Genomic DNA, 20,389 nt, shown 5'->3' on the forward strand with positions numbered 1-20,389 from the left:
GGCCAAATATTGCTGCAGCTGTTGGCGAACGGCTGCTTTCGGGTAACCACCATGCGGCATGCCGGAGCGCCGACCGGCAGCTATGGGCCGATCAAAGCTTCAGCCACCTTTGAAAAGGGAAGCCTCATCCCGACCAGAACTTCCCATGTCCCAAAATGCCGAAGGGGCCCGTCTGGACCCATTGGCTACCTAGGTGCTAGCGTTCGAGCGGAGTCGCCTGACGAGATAGGGTGAGCGCGCTGGCAGTTTCACTCATCTATGATGTCGAAATCATCTTTTTCGGATGAAGGCTTGCTGCGCCTTTGTGGCTTCGGCGCACCTGCCCTCTTCTTTCCTAGAGCGTAGTCCGCCATGGAGGGAGACGGATGGCCGGGAAACCCTTCCTCGAAGCCCTGCACCATCTCCTTGTAGCTGAGGCCCAATGCAGACATCTTGCAAAGCTCGCGCCCATCGGTCCCGTCCCTGAGCACGAGGCCGCCACCCTTGGGGGCCACTTCAAGACCCCGTTCTTTGAAGCTGTCGATGAATTCGCCCCAAGACCGGCTTTCGTTGTAGATGCGCTGCGCAAGCGCAGCGAGAGCATCCGCATCATCCGGCGTGAGGGCTTTCGCAAGCTGCCCGCCCCGGATCTCCGTGCAGCCTGCCGGATTGGCCCGAGAGACGACACTCTCGACGGCTGTGTCGGGCAACGTTGCGGCAGAAGGTACTTGTCCCGGAGGGGCAAAAACCAGCTCGGGAAGGACGGTCTCCCAAGCATCTCGACGCGCGTAGTGCGCGTATTGCTCGTCACCATCCGACTTGCGCCACTGGACCACAGCTCCGACCGCACCCGAAAGCAGGATCTGCCCCGTCGGATGCTCCCATGACTTCGACATGCGTCCTACTAGGCGGCCCTGCCGGTCCAGCAACTCCCAGTTGGAGGCTCGGTGGTCCAGGTGCAACGGGTCACCCACCCGGCATTCCCGGATTGCACGGTGAACCTCGTGTCGATCTCCCTGGCGACCGGCATATGACAGGTCGGAATGCTTGAGGTTTGGCAGATGGTAGACCCTCGAAGGTAGTCCTCCAGCCGGGAACTGGGGCACGACCTGTCTCTCAACGACGCAGGGGGTGCCGGGCTTCAGGAACGCATGCTCGCCCGAAGCCATAACGATCAGGCCCTTTTGGGCACGCGTCATCGCGACGTAGAAAAGTCGGCGCGGAGCATCACGGTCTTCGTTCTTCGATGCCCGGTCCCAACCGCCATCCAGAATAGCCACATGATCGAACTCAAGCCCCTTGGCCCGGTGGGCTGTCAGCAGGAGCAGCCCGCGTTGCTCGCCCCGTGTCTCACGGGACCATTCGGCCAGCCATTCGACGATATCGGGCACTGGCATGGTCTTTGTCTTCAGCTCTCTCGCCAGCTCGGCGATGCCTTCTGCCAACAGGTCGACCCACTTGTTACCTGGTTGCTCGTTGAGGAGCTCTATGATGTCGGCAACGCCCAGCAGCTCGCCCTGTCGCCGACGCAGACTTGCAACAAGCGCCTGCGTCTCGCGCAGTCGCCAGATGTTTGGCAGGTCCTGATTGGCCATTTCGACCTTGATACCCTGCTTTTCAGCATAGGTCCGGACAGCGCCAAGTCTCTTCCAGTCACGAGAGATGACGGCGGCACGGGCCCAGGACCACTCCGGATCCAGTTTCGACAGCCGCACCATCTCGTCGACGGCAGCGATCGCCTGTGGCACATCGCCGGAGGGGACATTCAGAAGCTGAACCCGGCCCTGTCCAACCCCATCCACCTTTGCGAGGACGCCCCCCCTCAGGATCACGCCTGCGATCTGCGTTGATCCTGATCTCATGATCAACCTTCATCCGATCCGGCGCCGCCGAAATCACCGCATTGGCCGCCGCAATGATGTGGTTGGTGGAACGATAGTTCTCGACCAGGAACGCCGGCCGCGCCTTGTAGTCTTCTTCGAACTGCCGGATGAACCCGACGGAAGCGCCATTGAAGGCATAGATGTTCTGATCGTCGTCCCCGACGGCGAACAGGCTGAGCTTCAGGTCGGCATCCTCGAGAGATCTGCCCGCGACCGCCGAGATAAGCTGATACTCTTCCGGCCCGATGTCCTGATACTCGTCCACGAGGATCCAGCGATAGCCCTGGATCAGGGTCTCGCGCTGCGCTTCGGCTTCGGATTTCGACAGCCCTTCGCCTTCGAGCTGGCGCACCGCCTCCATTACGATGCCATCGAAATCTTCGGTCTCGGCCCGCTGGCCCACAAAACTGGCCCCCACAAGTTTCATCGCCAGCGCATGACAGGTAGAGACGGTGACACCAACGGCATCGTCGCCGACCAAGGAACGCAGCCGCACGCGGATTTCGGCCGCTGCGTGCCGGTTGTAGGCGAGAACCAGAATGCCTCGCGGGTCCTCGCGTTTCATACGCAGCAGATAGGCGATCCGATGGACAAGCACCCGCGTCTTGCCTGACCCCGGGCCCGCCAGGACCAGAACATTCGTCCGGTCCCGGTCATCCGTCACGATATCCTGCTGGACCTTGTTGCCCAGCTTCTCGACGATAGCCTCCCAAGAGGCGCTGGTGGTCTGACGTCGGACCTCGCGGCCCATGCCCGGCATCCACCGTTTCATGAACTGCTCCTTGTTGAGCAGGAAATAGTCCTCTGACAGACGTTCTGCATCGCGCTTGGACCGGAGACCGGTTTCGGCATAGGTCGCCATGACATGGGTCTGGAGTGTCTGCTCGCCGTAGTGGTCTTCCAGCGGCGCGAAATGCGCCTGGGTGAACTGCCCCCCTGCCGGATCGAGATAGACCGTCATGGCAGAGCGGAACACCGTAAGTCCCTTGCCGAGCGTCACCACACCCTGTTCATGCAGCCACATGAGCGCCCGCTCCATGAGCTTGGTCATGTCACCAATGCCACTGGTCTTCAGGATGGCATCCTGTTTCAGCTGTGCCAGCAGGTCGCCGACTGTCGTCTCGACCTGGAGATCCTTGCCCCGAACCCCCTTGTCGAGCCGGCCTGTCAGATAGGTCAGGAGCAGCTCGGCCGCTTGCCACCGCAAGTTTGCCGTTGCCCGAACTGTTTTCCAGGGCCGCACCAGAGTGACCATCAGCGTATTGCGACTGACCCTCCGCAGAGAGATATTCCCGCGACCGCCGTCTTGGCTTCGGCCATCTTGGGCAATCCCCCGCACCAGCCTATCGACCGCATCGGGCCTGACATCCGGATGGCCCTGGTCGCGCAAGCGCTGACAGGTTTCAGAAAGGTTCAAAGGAACCGGGGTTCGGTCATCTATGTCCGGCGCCAGCTCCTGCATCAGTGCGATAAGATTGCCCTCCAGCGCCGAAGACTGAGCCAGTCTCTGTGCCGAGGAACTGGCAACACCAACGTGGACAAAAACAGTAATCGCAACGTCGTTGCACGCGATGCCCAGCGTTTCCAGCGTCGACATGGCCTTTGGTAGCGCACCGGGCGATATCCCCGCCACACCGCAAAGCTCATCGGTCGACACGCCTTCGTCAGCCGGGGCCGAGACCAGATGCGCCACGATGGCCAGAAGTTGGTTGCGATGCGCTAGCGTCAGGTCTGCCCCGGCCAACCGCTGCTTCGCCTCATCCACGGACCGCACCCGCAGGGAGGACGGGAACACCTGAACCCGGTTCTCTTCCCGCGATACAAGATGCGCTTCCTCCAGCCAGGACACAGCAGTCTTGACGCGGGTGTCGTCCGTGGCGCTGTCGCGCTCGAACTCCTGGTCTTTCTCGGACCGGACGATCTCACCAGAAGTTGCAACGACCTTGCCGGTCTTTTTTCGTCCGCTCGTCGATCCGACGCAGCGCCTTGAGGATTGCCCCGATTTCATGCCGGGCGAGGCGCGAACTGGCCGTCAGCCGGAATTGCCGTTCCACATCATCAGCCGCAAACAACAGGACGCAATGGGCGTCCTCCCGGTCCCGTCCGGCGCGCCCGGCCTCCTGAAGGTAGTTCTCCAAAGACCCTGGGATATCGGCGTGGACGACCAAGCGGATGTCGGGCTTGTCGATCCCCATCCCGAAGGCATTGGTCGCGGCGATCACGCGCAGCTCGCCCACCCGGAACTGTTCCTGCACGACCTGCTTGTCGTCCGCGCTCATCCCGGCATGGAAATGCGCCGCATCCACACCCTGAGACTTCAGGAACTCGGCCACCCGCTCGGTTTCCTTGCGCGAGGAACAATAAACCACCGCCCCAGAGCGCCCCTCGGCGGGAAGCAGTGCGTCGAGGACGTTCATCACGTCCGACAATTTGGATGCCTTGTTCGTCGGCCGCACTTCAAACGCCAGGTTTGTCCGCGAGGCGCCCCCGTCAAGCGGCAACAGCTCGACTCCGGCCTTGGACTGGAAGTGTTCGATGATATCCGCAACAACCTCGGGCTTTGCGGTCGCGGTGAGGCAGAGCACAGGCGCGGGTGGTTGATCCTCCGAGAACTCCCTGATGAAGCGGCCAAGGTAGCGATAATCCGGCCGGAAATCATGCCCCCACTTCGACACGCAGTGCGCCTCGTCAATCGCCCAAAGCCCCACTTCGCGTTGCGCCAGCACGCTACGGATCGAGGTGCTGCGAAGCTGCTCAGGAGAGATGATGAGGATCCCGGCGTCGCCCATCCGGACCTTGTCGAGCGCATCCTGACGTTCCGGCATGGACATCATGCCATTGATCGTGACCGAGCAGGAGATCCCGGCACGCTCCATCCCCTGAACCTGATCCGCCATCAAAGCGACCAGGGGAGAAATCACCACCGTCAGCGCACCGATCTTGTCGAACCGCGACAGCGCCGGCACCTGGTAGCACAGCGACTTGCCCGTCCCTGTCGGCAGGATCCCCAGCAGGCTGTTGCCGGACATGGCCTCATCGACGATGCGTTCCTGCAGCGGGCGTCCCTCCGGGTCGACCGGCTTGGCGCGGAAGCTGGGGAACCCGAACCACCTTTCCAAGGCGCGCACCGGGTCGTTCTGCTCGGAGCACCAGTTGCAGGCCGGATCCTTGCAGGAGGTGTCCCGCAGATGCCTGACAATCAGGGAGGCCTCGCGGAACTGCGCCCTCACCCAGGGAGGCATGACGGAGTCGCCGCCTGCCACCGTAATCCACGAGAGGGCATAGGCCATCGGCCAACCGTTCTGAGGGCTGCTGAGGCGTCGCAACGTCTGTTCTACACGCAACCCGCACGCTCGCCCGTCAAGCAACCGCGTGATCGCGGCCGCAGCCTCGTCATAGCTTGGACAACACTTGCCGCGCAGGTAGGAGAACACGGCATCAAAGCCGCCGGCGCGTTCCATGCGCGTGGTCAGATAATGGTAGGCAGCCAGCTCGTCGGGCGCGACATCAGCCAATTTGGCAAAAGCATCCAGCTGATTGGCGAGCACCTCGAAAACAAGGCGCGCGTCCAGTTCGGGATCGTTTACATGCCCGGTGGCAAGGCGCCCGTCATGATAGTGCTTCACAAGGTGGTGGTATGGGTTCCGCGGGAAGGCCAGCGGGTTCAGCCACAGGGTGTCGATTGGCGCCTGTATGATCTGGCCAAGTCGGGGCCGTTTCGCGATCAGATGTTCGAGGTCGTGCTTCAGGAAGTTATGGCCAATGGGATGCGCTACATCACCGACCTGCGCTTCGAGCTGATCGAGGAACTCTTCGGAGATCCCTCCCATTGACTTCAGCACCGGCCGTTCATCACCGCGCACGGCCGCTATTCCAAAGATCTTTGCCCTGGAAGGATCGACCTCAAGATCGATCGACAGGCACCGGGACAAAAGTTGGTTGTGACGCATTTCCATAGATTTATGAGTAACGATGAGAAAGCGCCGAACAAAGCCCGTTCATTTCGTGGTGGGGCCCGAACGCAATGACGTGCCTGATGCGACGGGCAGTGGCGCGACCGCCCGATCGCTCTTCCTCACTCACTGGCAATAGATCGCCATCCAATGCACTCCGAAAGGTATGAACGCGCATCCGCTGACAATCTGGCAATCCCCGCGTACCGCGCCAGATCGAGAACGGAATCCTCGCTCCTGCTCAGTTCAGCCGCATGGCGGTCATAAAGCTCCGCGATCTCCGTGCGGGAAATATCCCGGATAGACCGATCCAGTCCCGACCGGAAGCCGACCCTGTCGGCTTTCGTTCCTACCGCCCAAAGGAAATCGACACCATTCTCGGGATGCAGCTCAACCTGGCCAAGCGCCCTGGAGACCTGCTCGGAGATCCGCCTCCCCGTCCGTTGCCAGCCATGCATTCCGGAGACCCGCTTGCCCAGCAAGGCTATCGGCATGGGCCCTTCGCGCTCGACCACGTCCGCAATCAGGCGCTCAAGGACGGGAATGTAGTCCGCATCGTAGAACCTTTCGGGATCGGGGCTGGCTTCACTCGAACCAGTTTCTCCCACCTCCGGCCTGGCAGCTGACGGCGCTGCACGGGCAAACTGTGCCTCCTGCCGGACAGGCGCTGACGGTGCGATGTCTCCTTCGCCGACCTCCATGATCGGCAGATCGACCTCAGCGACCGCTGCTTCCTCGGCCTCATGTGAGACCTCGATCTCATCGGCATCTTCCGCGAGCATGGCGTCGCGTGCCGCGTCTTCTTCGGCCCGCTTGGCGCGATCGGCCTCGAGGTGCTCCGTCAGCGCGGTGTGGATGCGTTCGACCACGGCCGCAGGATTGCGGAACCAGTCGGTCGACCAGATCCGGAAGATCGTCCAACCAAGGTTTTCCAGCACCGCCTGTCGCACCTTGTCCCGGTCCCGCGCCGTGGCAGAACCGTGATAGGTCGCCCCGTCACACTCGATCCCGGCAAGATAGACGCCCGCATGATCCGGATGCACGACGCCCAGGTCGATGCGGAAGCCCGAGACGCCGATCTGCGGACGCAGCTCCCATCCCTTGGCCTCGATGGCCGCCTTGATCGCGGCCTCGAAGACATTCTCGACCGGCCCGAGCGAGCCGTCATCTTGCGCCGGGAGCGCGACAGGACCACGTGCCGCAAAATCGAGGAAGCCCTTCAGGTGCTTCACCCCGATGGCCTTGGTGCGCGTCAGGTCGATCTGATCGGCCCGGATCGAAGCAAATACATGCAGCTCCGCCCGAGCGCGCGTCACCGCCACGTTCAGGCGCTTCTCGCCGCCGTCTCCGTTCAGAGCGCCGAAGGCCATCGAAAGCTTGCCTGCATGGTCAGGGCCGAAGGTAATCGAGAACAGCATCACGTCCCGCTCATCGCCCTGGATGTTTTCCAGGTTCTTGACGATGACCGGCTCCTCCCGCGCATCCTCGAAGAACCATTCCAGATCCGGGTTCTTCCGCCGCTCCTCGTCCAGAAGGTCGAGGATCAGACCCTGCTGCTCGGCGTTGAAGGTGATGACACCAAGTGTCAGCCGCCCCTCCTCCGGCCAAGTCAGCCATTCATTCATGCGGCGCACCGTCATGCGCACGATGGCGCGGGCTTCGGCCTCGTTGGTCCTGCCCTGACCCCGCGCATAGACGCCATCGACCTGGTGCAGCCTCACCGCTTCCGACGCCGTCGCCGGAGACGGGAAGGTCACGAGGCGGCCGCCGTAGTAATGCCAGTTGGAGAAGGCGATGAGCGCCTCGTCCCGGCTGCGATAGTGCCAATCGAGCTGCTGCGTCGGGATGCCTGCCGCGGCGACCTCGTCCAGGATGGACGCCAGATCCCGCTCTGCTTCAGGCAGCTCGTCCTCACCGGCGTCGCTGCGCCCGAAGAAGTTCGTCGGGGGAAGCTGCTTTGGGTCGCCGACGATGATCGCCTGCTTGCCCCTCGCGATCGCACCGATCGCGTCCCAGGTGGTGATCTGCGACGCCTCGTCGAAGATCACCACGTCGAAAGCCGCCTGCCCCGCAGGGAGATACTGCGCCACCGAAAGTGGGGACATCAGCACGCAGGGGGCCAGCTTGGTGAAGGCGTCGGGCATTTCCGAGATCAGCGTGCGGATCGGCATGCTGGGCCGTTGCAGCCCAAGCTGATGCCGCAGCGTGCCAAGTTCAGACCGACGCGCAACAGCATCCTGGGCTGGCAAGCCATGCTGGATGCGGGACAGGACCTGCCCCGCCGCCATGTCCGTTGCGCGGTCGTCCAATTCCCGGAAGCGCTTGATCGCGTCCTCGTGCGACCAGTGGGAGAACCCTCGCAATTCAGGCTGCGCATCCATGGCCTGTGGCAACCACCAGGCCGCATAGGCCGAGGTGAAGGCGGCATCGACATCGCCCGCGATCCCGCCTTCTTCGACGGCATGGACAAGGGCCTCAAGCCCTGCCCCGCGGGCTTGTGTGCGGACTTCGACCCACCGGGTCCAATCCTGCAGGTGCTCCTTGTTGTCCTGAATGGCCTGCAAGGCTGCCAGCAGCTCGGACAGCGCCATCCCCTCGGGTGAGGCATGCGCCGTCTGCGCGAAAGCCCCGGCATGCTCCTGCCAGCTTTCATGTTTGCGCTGGAAGAGCGTGATCGCGTTGCGCAGGTCACCACCGCTCCGCTGGGCAAGGCTCTGGCGGGCCAGATCCCAACGGGCCGGATCTGCGACCGTGGGCGCGATCTCGGCGAGTACCGTCTTCATCGCCCGCGCCTGGTCCATCCAGTCAGCCAGGCGCGCCGGATCCGTTTCCACGCCCTTGACCACCGGACAACCGGTGAGCGGGCTTGCCTCGACCTCGGCTCTGGCGCGCTTGGCGTCCGCCAGCGCGACGATATCGAATTGGGGATCGGCCTTTCCGCCCTCCGCATAGGTCTGCATAAGCTTGCGCACCGAGGATTTGGCAAAGACCGAGAACGGCCACATCTTCGTCTGTGCAAGTCGCCAGTTGGCATCGAGCTGATCCAGCGGAAGGCTTTCCAGCCGCGCCATTGGATAGCTGGCAGAGGTTCGACCGGCTGCGGTGGTGTAGGCAGCGAGCCTGTCCGTCAGCATCTCTGCCTGCGCCTTCATCTCGACGACATCCCGCGTCAGCGACCAGCTTACATCCTCGCCCGTCTCAGGGATCGACGACAGGAGCAGCAGCGGCGCGACTTCGGACGCCTCGCCAGCGCCTGCCCAGGTCAGCCCGGCATGGCGGGCAAGCGCCTCGGCGGCCTCTGCCAGCTCACGGGTGGCCGTGCCCAGCTTCGCGCCTCGTTCCAGAAGTTCCGCCTGCCAGCCAAAGGACCACTCCTCCGCTTGCACCAGCGGCAGCGGCTTGCGGCCCGCGATGATCTCCTGGCACCGGCCAAGGGCCTCGGCCAGCTTCCTCAGATGCATGTAGCTTTCCGCATCATGCGCATCCTTGTTCGCGAAGCCCAGGCTGAACGGCTGTTCCTGACCGGCGGCCTTGCCGATCGCCTGGAAGACGCTGAAGCCTTGCGTCCCCTTCTTGTGCAGCGCCGTGACATAGGTGTTCAGCTGTTCGCGGGTGACCGTCAGGTCATCCGTCACCTTGATCCAGTCGGCGTGCGACGCGCTGGCCGCCCGCGCCCAGCTGCGGCCCAGCTGAGACAACACCGATTTCCGGTCGGCCTTGTTGGAATGCAGCTCGAGCACCGCATCGCCAAGCCCATGCGACGCAAGCCGCCGCTGCACCACGTCCAGCGCCGCCGATTTCTCGGCCACGAAGAGGACGGTCTTCTGCATGGCGAGGCATTGCGAGATGATATTGGCGATGGTTTGGCTCTTGCCGGTGCCCGGCGGCCCGATCAGGACGAAGTCATGCCCCTCCTGCGCGGCCAGAACGGCGGCAAGTTGGGAAGAGTCTGCGGGCAGCGGCGTGAACAGATCGCGCGGCGCGAGCCTGCGGTCCACATCGACCGCGACCGGCAGTCCCGGCGTCCCTTCGGCCAGGAAAGGCTCGGTCGGGTTGTCCACTAGATGCTTCACCAGCGCGCTTTCGCGCAGGCTGTCGGTCCGCTCTACCAAGTCCTTCCACATCAGGAACTTTGCAAAGGAGAAGGTCGAAAGCGCAAGCTCCTCTACCACCTCGAAGCCGGCAACATCGCGCACCTTACGGCGCATGATCTCGAAGATGCGCGGGAGGTCGAAACCGCTCTCATCCCGCGGCAGATCACCCTCCAGCTCGGGCACCTTCAGGTCGAAGTCCCGCTTGAGAAACTCCAGCAGCGTGGTGTTGAAGCGCACGTCGTCCTCGTGATGCTCGATCACGAACTCCGACTGCGCAGACTTGCGGGAGATCTTCACCGGCACCAGCAGCAGCGGCGCGCGGTAGCTGCGCGTGTCCCCTTCGGACTTCTTCCAGCGCAGGAAGCCGGCGGCCAGGAACAGGGTGTTCGTGCCGCCTTCCTGCATGTCGCTTTTGGCGCGCCGGTGCAGCTCGAGCAGCCGGCGCTCGCTTTCCTTGCGGGTCAGCGGGACCGCGATCTGGCCCCTCGCGAAGGCATCCTGCGCGACCTCTTCAAGGAGCTTGGGCTCTTCCTTCGCCAGAAGGTCGCGCGTGCCAACCGGATCCTCGTCCTTGAGCGCCAGCGCGCGGAACTTCTTGCCGTCGGCCAGCTGATCTTCCAGTGCCGAGACATCAGGGCACAGGAAGGGGAGCGTCTGCTTGCTGTCCTTGAAGTTCAGCAGCCGGTTGCGCAGCGACAGGTCCAGAAGCTTGCGTTGCCAGCGAGAGATCCGGTCCGCTGGCGTCGAGGCCTCATCCTCGATCAGTTCGCCGGGCAGCAGGCCCAGATCCAGCGGGCGCGGCAGGGCTGCCGGACTTGCAGCGACATCTTCCGCCTCGGCCTCCAACTCGGAGCGATGGCTGGCGAGCGGGCGAATCCGGGCCGCCCGGGCACGCCGGATGTCGACTGCCATGACAAAGCTGTGCTCATTGCGCTCGGAGGTCAGTTCGCGCGCCGTATCAACCGCCTGCTCGAACCCGACGCTGGGTTTCTTCGTCAGCAAGGTGGTCTCCATGACCACGAACTCGCGCGCATCGATGGCCTTCCGGACCGTCATCACGTCGGGCTCGCTGATGGTCCCGAAATCCCGCTCCGTCAGCCAGACCCCGGTCCAGGCATGCCCTTCGGAGAAGAGCACGACGGGGTTGAGACCAGCGGCTTCGAAGCAGCCGGCCAGCAGCAGGGCACTATCCAGACAGGTAGCCAGTCCTTCAGACTTGATGCGACCGGGGTCACGCACCTTCTGGCCGCGCAACTCGAAACTTGCCGGAGGCACCGCGTAGGTCAGCCCCATGCCGGTCGCGGCCGACCAGATCGCCCCGGCCAGCATCCATGCACGGGACGGGTCTCGGGACTGGTAGCCATCCATGGCACCGCTCTGTCCGGCCCCCTCCAGTAGTCGGCTGGCCTCCTTGAGGACACCAGCGACAACCGAGTCATTGGGAGAGACGAAGGCCGCAAGCAGATGCGCCATGTCGCCGACACCACCCCATTCGTCTCGGGCCAGCATCTCGATCGGGCGCTGCTCGTGCAGCAGCTCCGTCTCGCGGTGCTTCACAACGAACTGCAGCTCTCCCCACTCTGCCTCGTTAAGGCCGCCCAGGATCACCGTATCCAAGGGCGTTTCCAGGTCGCGCAGCTCTTGTCGTTGCCCCGGCGCCAGCCGATCCACCGTCCAGTTTTTCTGGCGGATCAGACCGGGACTGCACGTCAGTTCGAGAGTGATATTCTCCAGCGGCTCATCTGAAAGGTTCTCCAACACGACATTTTTCAGAACCGAGACACCGTTCTGGGACGATGCAAAGTTTACTTTCTGAGCGACGGACAGCACTAGAACGAGCTGGTCACGCGCCTCTTCCCCGACCGTATCAAACGACATTCTTACGCTACCTGGCCCTTTAATCCCCGAGCCAGTCACTCATACGAGAATGTGTCTGTCAATTGCACGGTCGTTTCGCCGAAGAATTGAGAAACGTGCCTATGCTCCCGCGATCTGACGAAGTCGCAGAAGGAAATTTCAGACGCTTGGCCTCCGGAAACTCAGTATTTCAGGTCAGAACCAACGGAATTTGGAGCTTATCTTATCCCTCATACCCAATAGAAGAACCTGGAAGACGCCTACGCAAACGGCTGCCGCGCCCGGACGCTCTGCTCACTTCACGCCGATGCTCGCACAAGTGTCACCTGATAGCAGAAGGGTGCGGTTTCGCTAATCTCCACGATATCTCCAGCACGCGCACCGTTGTCTGCAAAGAAGCTGCGCACCCAGGATCGGTCACGGAAAATCTTCTTGGTGAGGTCGATATCGGTGACGGCCGGAAGCGCTCCGCCCCAATTAATGGTCAGGGTCCGCGCGGCTGCACTTGCCCTATTGCCCCCGCCAAGGGTTTCCTTCGGGAAAGAGCTGATGCAATCGCGCAAGTAGAAGTGACTGTTATTGAGGTTGCCTTGGGTCAGCACGCTCCGCCCAACGAGACCGCGGATTGGCGTCTCGGCCTCGGGCGTCTGGTCTGCCAGAGGTGATGACAGCTCGGATCGGACGTTGGTGGCCGCACGCGGCGAGTTCCCGGCATCTTCCTCGTCGATGACATCGAAATCCTCCACCACAGCCCGAGCGCCGCCTTCTGCCCTCAGCACGACTTCCGCCGCGGCGCGCGCGTCTTCGCCCGAATCGTGGTGCTCGAACCTCAGACCAAGGTGCTGCTTGAGCGAGGCCAGGCCATGCCCGCCGTTTCCCTTCAGCTCGGGCCATGCCGCGCGAGCGACGGTCACGCTGTTCTGCCAATTCCAGCCCGGCTCCTGCCGGCCAAGCGTGGCACTGGCGGCGCGGATCGCACTGCGGTCGAACCCGGAGTGCTGATAGACCGGGCGACCCGCGAGCCCAGCCTCCAACAGGTCAAGGACTTCCCCGATCGTCGGCGCCCCGACCACCATGTCACGCGTAATGCCGTGCAATCCGCTGAAGACCCAGCGATCCGTTCCAGGGTCGACCAGGGTAACCCAGGTCTCGATGCGGTCATCAGGCAGAACGCAGGCAATCCCGACCTGGCAAATGCTTGCGCGATCATGGTTTGCGGTCTCCACATCGAGGGCGAAGAACCCGAAGGGGCCATCGGGCAGCTTCGGCAGCGCGCCGCTCGTGGAAGCGACATCGCGGGGGCCAGCTGCCTGAACATCCTCACGGGACCGCGCAAGCTGCCGTCCCAGGGCCGCGCGCTCGAAGGGGCTGAGGTCCAGCTCCTCGATCAGGGCATCGACAAGCGCGGTAGGCTCCTCGTAGGGGTCCATTCCGCGGCGGTTCCAAGCGATCATATCCTGGGGCGCAAGCGCGATGACCTGGGCCTCGATGCCGGCGATATCCGCACGATCCGGTAGTGGCACCCAGACGGCTGCGCAATGGCGCGCGATGAAGACGTTGCGTAGGGCCTTCGCGATGTCCCCATCCGCCTTTGTGGCCGGGTCATTGCGCAGACGCCACATCCGCCCGGTGTTGTACATGCGCGAGAAGTAGTGGCTGGTGCTTTCGGACCCGGTTCGGTGGCGCTGATGGATGCGCTTGCGGAAGGTCTCGGAGGCCGAAGAGGTCGAACCGATGTAGCGGAAGGCTCCGGTGTGATCGAAGAGCCCGTAGATGCCACGCGCATCGTCTGGCGCTTCCGAGGTCGGTCGCGGGGTCGCCGCACGCAGCATTGCCAGGATCTCGGCTGCGGTAGGGGTGGTCACGTCGTGTCTCACTCCTTCTCGATACACTGCCAGGCGATACCGCTGACAATGCCCCAGATACCCTCCTCGTTCGGGCGCCGCCAGCGCGGGATCGCGCATTGCATTCGGCCGTGACGCAGGAAAACGCGATTCGGCCAATGCCGTCAGATTTGGGGTAAATTGACACCTCAGATCCGTGTTTCGCGACCACGGCTGCGCCGGTTTTTGCGAAAAACTCCGAACTGGAGACTTCAGCGCGTTTGCGAATAATATTCTTGAATGCCGATAATGGCCCGCAGCTCATGGGCTCCAGTAGCACCGCGACCTTTGCGAAAAAAAATGAGAGCGCTGCGTGGGGCTTGCACACATGACAAGGCTGCGACAGACCTAGTAGAAATGCCGATGGATCAGTCTCTTAGACAGCCCGTCAGGCGTCAATGCCCACTCTCTCTTGCGGGGGGAATGTAGGTCGTCCAGGAGCCCAAGTTGCAGAGCCCCAACATTATCGAAATTCCGGACAACGGCGGAGCGGTCGCAGTAATGGCAGATCTCCATTTCAAGTCATATTTGCGGCATGGAAGTAACCCGCTCGAGCTTCATGGTCTGCAAGATCGGCTGCTCCGTGAAAACGTCGATGCCTTGATCGTCTCGGGTGACCTGTCCGACACCTTCGGCCCGTCACTGCAGGACGCGCTCGCATATCTGAGCCGCTATGTTCCCGCTGGTCGCATCCACCTCCTCCCCGGAAACCATGACTACTATTCTGGGCGGCTGGACGACGAGAACCGGCTGCGTGACCTGGTTCACGCAAGCGGGAGTTGGTTCGCGCAGAAGACCGAACTCCGCCATCGTAGCGACCGGTATCTCTGCGCCACGCTCTGGACCGACTTCGAGCTACTGGGGGATCAGGAGGCTGCCAAGAACTACGCACGCCGGTTCATGCGCGACTTCGACATGATCTCCACCGAAGCGTCTGGTCATGAGTGGCTTGATCCGGACGAGGTGCTGCCGCGCCGCATTGTCCCGGTTACACCTGAGGATATAATCGCCGTACATCGGGATCACCGCGCTTGGCTGGAAGAAAGACTGGCGACCCCACATTTCGCTGGCAATGGCAGGACCTTCGTTATCACGCACCACGGCCCGCACCCGTCTGCCGCGGGTCCAATCGATGGCCTCACGCCAGCCTTCCACTCGGACTTGACAGAAGTCCTCGAGCGGAGCGACATCGAAACCTGGTTCTTCGGTCATTCACACCGACGACTGTCCTCCGTGGTTGCAGGAACACGTATTCAGAATGTTTCAATCGGCTACCCCGACGAAGATCATGGCGCCGGCGAGGATGACCTGGCGGAGGTCTGCTTCATTGCAGCGGCGCTGGCCACGCAGCCCTCGAGTGAGCTTGGGGACCTGCCGGCTGATAGACAGGCACTCGAGCGAGACTTCGGGTACGCGCTTCGGTGCAGCGAAACCGGCATTCCTGTCCTGGTGGACAAGCTCACCCCCTCAACGGGCACCTTTCTGCGCCACGCGTTGAGGGGGTGCGCCTGCCCTATCGTGCCGGAAGGAGACGCGTACTACGCAACCGATGTCATCGTCGCGCTCAGCCAGAGACGGCCAGGTTCTGAATGATGCCGTTTGATGCGATCATTTCGATCTCGGGGATGCTGGTCTGCCTGGTTGGCCTTGTTCATGTCGTCATCGCCTACCGGCGCACGACGCGCTCGGCTGAACCTGATCCGCAGCGCGTAAGACGCTTCGTCGAAAGCGCCCCGCCGATCCCCGGCCACCTGCTTTACGCTCATCAGGATCGATGCCCCACAGCGAGGCCCTCTCGCGCGCAAAAGGCCGAGCCTGCTGAGGAAGACTCAAAAGACCACGAGGCGCCGCGTTGACCACACCACTCCCCCTCGCGCCCGACCTCCAGGATCGGGAAACTGCCTTTTCCTTCGCATCTCGCCTCGCCACGATGAACGGCGTGGATACTGCGGGCTTTTGCACCGACATGGGGCTGTCCTTCAGCAAGGTGATCGACGGCAAGCCCGAAGCCTTGGCCCGTCTGGCAGATCTCAGCGCGGCTGACGTCGAGGACCTGCGGCGCTGGTCGCCCCTCTACCTGGGCAACCGAGAGCACGAGTTCCGCGGCAATCGCTTTCATGCCAAGGCCATCAAGGAAAGCACCGTCCGGGGCTGCCCTGCCTGTCTGCGGGAGGATGCGGAAGCCGCCCCAGACAGTTTTGAAGGCGACATGTACATCAGGGGCCACTGGCTCTTCCGGCCTATTACGCTCTGCCTGAAACATCACCATCCTCTCGTTCCGTTATGGGCCGAGGCCAATGTCAGTCGGCGCTACGACGCTGCCGCTCGCTTGGCCGAGATCGCGCCCGGCGTGTGGGCCGGAGAATTGGACAAGGAGCCGCGCGCGCCCAACCCGTTCGACGTATGGATCGAGGCACGCCTTGCGGGCACTCCCACGGAGAGCTGGCTGGATCAGTTCGACCTCTACGCCGCAGCGCATTTCTGCGAGTTGCTCGGGCGCGCCATCTGGGCGGTCAGGTTCCCGAAGTGGAAGAAGTTCGGCCCGGAACGTGCCTGGATGTCCTTCGAGATGGGCTTCCGCTTCGCGACCGAAGGGGAAGCGACGGTCCGTGATACCCTGATGCAGCTGCAGGAGACCATTGGCGAGGCGACCGACGGCCCCAAGAAGAAGTACGGCGCGCTGTACGACAGGCTCGCGTTCGACCTCCTGGGCGAGGCCTACGCCCCCTTCCGGGAGCTTCTCCGCGACCACATCGCAAGCACCTGGCCACTAGGTCCGGGCGACGATCTCATGGGAGAGCCTGTGCTGGAGCGAAAGGTCCACTCGGTCCGGACCGCCGCGCGCGAACTTGGCATGGATCCCCGGCGCCTGCGCAAGCTGCTGGTCGATGTCGATCTCGTCCGGCCGGCCGAGACTGGCCGCGATGACCAGTGGGAGCTGTTCGATGCCAAGGCAGCGCAGCCACATCTCGACCGCATCAACACCCTGGTGTCCGCAAAGGACTTCCAGGAAGCATTGAGCATGTCCCGCTCGCAGTTCGAACTTTTGCGAAAAGAGGGCCATTTCCCGCCCGCGATCGACGGTGGAGATCACAAGCCACTCTGGGACGTCCGTGCTGCGCACCTGCATCTGGAAAGCCTCTTGACCGGTGCCGAGCCAATCTACGTGACCATGCACGGCTGGGATGACATCCCGACAACCGCGCAAAGCCTTAAGGTCTCCCCCGGCACAGTCCTGAAGCTGCTCGCGGGTGGCAGGGTTCAGCGGATCGGTCGGCACACCAACCGTGATGGCTACGCCAGCATCGTGGTCACGAAAGGCGAAATCGAACGCCTTCTGGAGCGCCCCGAGGCGCCGGGTCTCAGTATCGACGTCTTCGCCCGCCAGTGCGGTCTGACCCGCTCCGCCGCCATGCGGCTGGTGCGTGAGGGACATGTCCCGTCCACGGAAGGCCGACACCCCAAGACCAAGGCACGGCAGCGCTTCTTGGCGCCAGGCGACCTCGCCGCTTTCCATGAGCGGTTCGTGACCCTGCGCGGTCTTGCCGTAGAGCTTGGCATGCCCTGGCAAGCACTCCGGCCCAAGCTGGCGGCTGCGGGGATCGAGCCCTTCAGCCCGGACGGGCAGGACTACGGCGCGGTTTTCGAAAGACGGGCTGCCGACCCGCTCTTACTTGCCGGCGAAGCACGGAAAAGCAAATCATCAAACAAGAAAGATGAGACATGAAGTACATGATTGTCAGGGGGATCGGCGACTTGGAAGCCCAAGCTGCTCACCAGAAGCGCTGTGAGGAGAAGCAAGTCCCGTTCATCTACGCCAGGGCGGAACGAACCCGATGCACCCTCTATTGTGAGTGCATTGATTTGGTCTCGCCGGCGATAGACAAGCTCGTAAATCATGCCGAGGAGATCCAGGTCTTCTTTCAGCAGCTGGATAGTCGCTACCCTAGACCCGCGAAAATTGACCCGGGATACCCAGCGTTTTACTTCTTTAACAAGTTGTTGGTCTCAGACGTGGACGAAGTTGCGACTGAAACCTACGACTTCCTGACAGAAATCTTGACCCGAACACCCGACCCACAACGCCCACTGCAATTTGGACAGAGTGGGTGACGCGCGGCGCAGCGGAGCCAACACGCGCAACGCCACAAACCTTGAAACGAGGCGAGACAAGTCGGCGGCAATATCATGTCGAAACAGAGCAAATTCCTATCACGTATCCTCCGCCACGAACCCGGTCTCGTTGGACTGACGCTCGCCACGAGCGGCTGGGTCCATGTGGATGACCTCTTGCGCGGCATGAGGAAGGTAGGACAACGCCTTACTCTGGTCGAGCTCCGACAGATCGTCGCGGAGAACGACAAGCAACGTTTCACCCTCTCGAAGGACGGGCGCCGCGCCGGATCAGGGCTGCGCAAGGTCACAGCATCGCGGTAGATCTAAAATCGGATCCCCCCAAAAGCCTCCGGTCATCCCGCTTCACGGCATGACGAGCGCAAACTTCGATGCAGTCTTTGCAAAAGGCTTCAGCCCTAGTCGGCGGCCACGCCCCACATATCGCCCCATCGACAACGAACTATGGAAGAGACGCACATGGACTATTCACCTGACGACTGGGTGATCCTGAAGGTTTCGTTTGCGACGCGGGACAGAACTTTCACTCAACTCAGAGTGTTGGGCGGCTGGCGCGGCGGGTATCTCAGTGGGGATGCATGGCGCATAAACTCAGGCATTCAGGCCGTTCATGCGGATGACCTCGAATACCGCTTCGTTGGTCGATCAGGTTCCGTCTATCTATGCCGTCGCGGCGGATATCGCATGTCACGCATCATGGCGTCTGGCCTGGAAGAGCTGAAGCGTCAACCGACCGTTGTCGATGCAGAGGTTCTGGAAGACCGGAATTGGTTTGAACCAGGGCTCCTTGAAGCACTTCTCTCAACGGCGGCTGACGATACAGCGGTGAAGTGACTTCGCCTCGAGACCTGCGTGCGTCAGCGAAGGCCTGATTGATGCGCAGGTGGGAGACCTCAGCCGGAAGTGCCGCTGCTTCCGGCCCTCTCCGGACATTCGCCAAGTTGGGCTTCGCTGCGGAGCAGCTTACCCATACCGGACATCGGCGGCATCGTGCAGCATCGACTGACAGCCCAAGGTGCGCAGCGCGGACAATGCGCCAGTTCGCTGCCGCTATGCCGATGCCTGCTCTCCTGAAGCGGAAGGTGAGCACTATTGGAGCTTAAACCTTCGAACAACGATCATGAGAGATGTGGTTTCGAGATAGACTGAAGTCGCACAATAGGCCCCTGGTCGCAGTTTGATTGGTAAGGTTTCTGCAACAAGGTCGTCACCAATTTCTGCGGCCTGTTAGAGCTTTGTGGTGAAGCCCAACCGGGACCTGCTAAACCTGATTGAATGCTTCGCAACAGCAAATTTCTCAAGGTCACGTACTCGCAAGAAGTTGTTTCAGCGCTGCTGACGGTTCGCCTCGCGCGGAGCCACCGTCTTGTTCAGTAAATACACCGACCAAAGACACTTGCCCAAGTGCCAGTCTCGCGCTGTTCAACATAGGTCCGCCAGACAGGCCTCGTGGGATTGGCGCAGTTTGAAGCATTTCACTGTTGATAGATTTTACCTTGCTTCGTCGATATTGTAGACTAATCAAACCATCGGCTATTTCTTCGGACGTCCCGGTAAATATGTAGGGCTTAGGTTGCAGAGTTGCGCCTGGGCGTTTGAAGTCTCTGGCTAGCCAACCACCGATGGTGATTGGCGAGGAAGGCGTGTTGCTAATATTGCATATCTCCAGGCAAGGTCGACCAGCTAACTGATCTGCATAGAAACATGCAATATCGCGATCTTTCGCAAAGTAAACTTCACTATTGACGTCGCCGACATAGACCCAATTTCCTTCAGCATAAAACGCCTTTTCACCAGCTTCATCCTTTCCGTCATGTCCAAACAAAGTGTGTTTCGCCGTGACCAACATCGGACGTGAATTATGGCTTAGGATGAACCCGGTACCTACTTGGTCAGGGAGAGTGGAATCCTTCGCGTTCGACGCATAAATCGGCACGAGTGTCGGCTGCACAATCCTCGCAAAATTTTCTCCAATAAGTTCTATGCATTTCTCAATCATCCTGTAGCCGTCTAACCTGTGTTCAGTAGATGTTACCAAGTCAAGAATCTCAGCCTGCAAAAGACCGGCCCAATGCGGCCATTTGAACTGCGCCGGGTTTACCGGAGGCTGATCGACGTTAGTTACGCGGCCATTGGTTCATTTTCCAGAGCTGCGTAGAAGTTGGCCTCGGCTTCAGCGGGCGGGATGTTCCCGATCGGCTCGAGGATACGACGGTTGTTGAACCAGTCCACCCATTCGAGCGTCGCGTATTCCACGGCTTCTAAGCTGCGCCATGGTCCACGGCGGTGGATGACCTCAGCCTTGAACAGGCCATTGATCGTCTCGGCCAAGGCGTTGTCGTAACTGTCGCCGACGCTGCCCACGGAAGGTTCGATACCGGCTTCCGCCAAGCGCTCAGTGTAGCGAATAGACAGGTATTGCGAGCCCCTGTCGCTGTGGTGAACCAGCCCCATGCCCTTTCCGGGGCGGCGATCATGGACCGCCTGTTCCAGGGCATCGAGAAGGCGTTTTTGCGCAAATCTAGGGGATTCATCTCGTGAATCCAGCATCCTAGCCGGGCAGCATGAGCAGACCTCCGAAGCCGACCTACAAGACCACCAACTGG

General features: G+C 61.7%; 10 protein-coding genes and 1 pseudogene. 6 read left to right on the forward strand and 5 right to left on the reverse strand.

Annotated features, from left to right (window positions below; all coding sequences use genetic code 11):
- Positions 1-248 precede the first annotated feature (248 nt).
- The 3 genes and pseudogenes from CLG85_RS21165 to CLG85_RS21175 all read right to left on the reverse strand — a co-directional run bounded on the left by CLG85_RS21165 (position 249) and on the right by CLG85_RS21175 (position 13,631).
- Positions 249-5,818: pseudogene (locus CLG85_RS21165) on the reverse strand (RecQ family ATP-dependent DNA helicase).
- A gap of 119 nt (positions 5,819-5,937) precedes the next feature.
- The gene (gene proA, locus CLG85_RS28020) at positions 5,938-11,787 is read right to left on the reverse strand and encodes an anti-phage protein ProA (RefSeq protein ID WP_095882348.1); all 5,850 of its coding nucleotides are present in this window, start codon (positions 11,785-11,787) and stop codon (positions 5,938-5,940) included.
- 278 nt (positions 11,788-12,065) lie between these two features.
- The gene (locus CLG85_RS21175; RefSeq protein ID WP_235865395.1) at positions 12,066-13,631 is read right to left on the reverse strand and encodes an exonuclease domain-containing protein; all 1,566 of its coding nucleotides are present in this window, start codon (positions 13,629-13,631) and stop codon (positions 12,066-12,068) included.
- Positions 13,632-14,096: 465 nt separating this feature from the next.
- Here CLG85_RS21175 and CLG85_RS21180 point away from each other — a divergent pair, with 465 nt between their 5' ends.
- The 6 genes from CLG85_RS21180 to CLG85_RS21205 all read left to right on the forward strand — a co-directional run bounded on the left by CLG85_RS21180 (position 14,097) and on the right by CLG85_RS21205 (position 18,617).
- Positions 14,097-15,242, forward strand: coding sequence for a metallophosphoesterase family protein (locus tag CLG85_RS21180; RefSeq protein ID WP_095882347.1), 1,146 nt, complete (start codon positions 14,097-14,099; stop codon positions 15,240-15,242).
- Positions 15,239-15,505 carry a hypothetical protein gene (locus CLG85_RS21185; protein WP_141244556.1) on the forward strand — a complete coding sequence of 89 codons (267 nt, stop codon included), beginning with the start codon at positions 15,239-15,241 and terminating at the stop codon, positions 15,503-15,505. Before CLG85_RS21180 ends, CLG85_RS21185 begins: the two co-directional genes overlap by 4 nt.
- Positions 15,502-17,376 (forward strand): TniQ family protein, encoded by a 1,875-nt coding sequence (locus CLG85_RS21190; protein WP_235865394.1) that lies wholly within the window; start codon positions 15,502-15,504, stop codon positions 17,374-17,376. The genes CLG85_RS21185 and CLG85_RS21190 overlap by 4 nt, the downstream gene beginning before the upstream one ends.
- Complete coding sequence (locus CLG85_RS21195) at positions 17,373-17,762, forward strand: hypothetical protein (RefSeq protein ID WP_095882346.1); 390 nt, start codon at positions 17,373-17,375, stop codon at positions 17,760-17,762. Before CLG85_RS21190 ends, CLG85_RS21195 begins: the two co-directional genes overlap by 4 nt.
- 75 nt (positions 17,763-17,837) lie before the next feature.
- On the forward strand, positions 17,838-18,086 hold the full coding sequence (locus CLG85_RS27865; RefSeq protein ID WP_095882345.1) for an RNA 2'-phosphotransferase: 249 nt from the start codon (positions 17,838-17,840) through the stop codon (positions 18,084-18,086).
- Positions 18,087-18,242: 156 nt separating this feature from the next.
- Entirely contained in the window at positions 18,243-18,617 is a 375-nt protein-coding gene (locus CLG85_RS21205) for a hypothetical protein (RefSeq protein WP_141244555.1), read from the forward strand.
- Between the two features lie 469 nt (positions 18,618-19,086).
- On the opposite strand, the gene CLG85_RS21210 is transcribed toward CLG85_RS21205, so the two are convergent.
- Positions 19,087-19,782: a trypsin-like peptidase domain-containing protein gene (locus CLG85_RS21210; RefSeq protein WP_141244554.1), complete on the reverse strand. Its 696-nt coding sequence runs from the start codon at positions 19,780-19,782 to the stop codon at positions 19,087-19,089.
- A 122-nt stretch (positions 19,783-19,904) separates the two neighbouring features.
- The coding region (locus CLG85_RS21215) for an integrase core domain-containing protein (RefSeq protein ID WP_260349960.1) at positions 19,905-20,389 on the reverse strand (485 nt) is incomplete at its 5' end.

The organism is Alloyangia mangrovi, from assembly GCF_002300555.2.
GTDB lineage: Bacteria > Pseudomonadota > Alphaproteobacteria > Rhodobacterales > Rhodobacteraceae > Salipiger > Salipiger mangrovi.

Bases quoted from the DNA above. Each gene is read 5' to 3' on its own strand.
- CLG85_RS21195 (WP_095882346.1), top strand. From the start codon at position 17,373: ATGAAGTACATGATTGTCAGGGGGATCGGCGACTTGGAAGCCCAAGCT.
- CLG85_RS21205 (WP_141244555.1), top strand. From the start codon at position 18,243: ATGGACTATTCACCTGACGACTGGGTGATCCTGAAGGTTTCGTTTGCG.
- CLG85_RS21210 (WP_141244554.1), bottom strand. From the start codon at position 19,782: ATGATTGAGAAATGCATAGAACTTATTGGAGAAAATTTTGCGAGGATT.
- proA (WP_095882348.1), bottom strand. From the start codon at position 11,787: ATGTCGTTTGATACGGTCGGGGAAGAGGCGCGTGACCAGCTCGTTCTA.
- CLG85_RS21185 (WP_141244556.1), top strand. From the start codon at position 15,239: ATGATGCCGTTTGATGCGATCATTTCGATCTCGGGGATGCTGGTCTGC.
- CLG85_RS27865 (WP_095882345.1), top strand. From the start codon at position 17,838: ATGTCGAAACAGAGCAAATTCCTATCACGTATCCTCCGCCACGAACCC.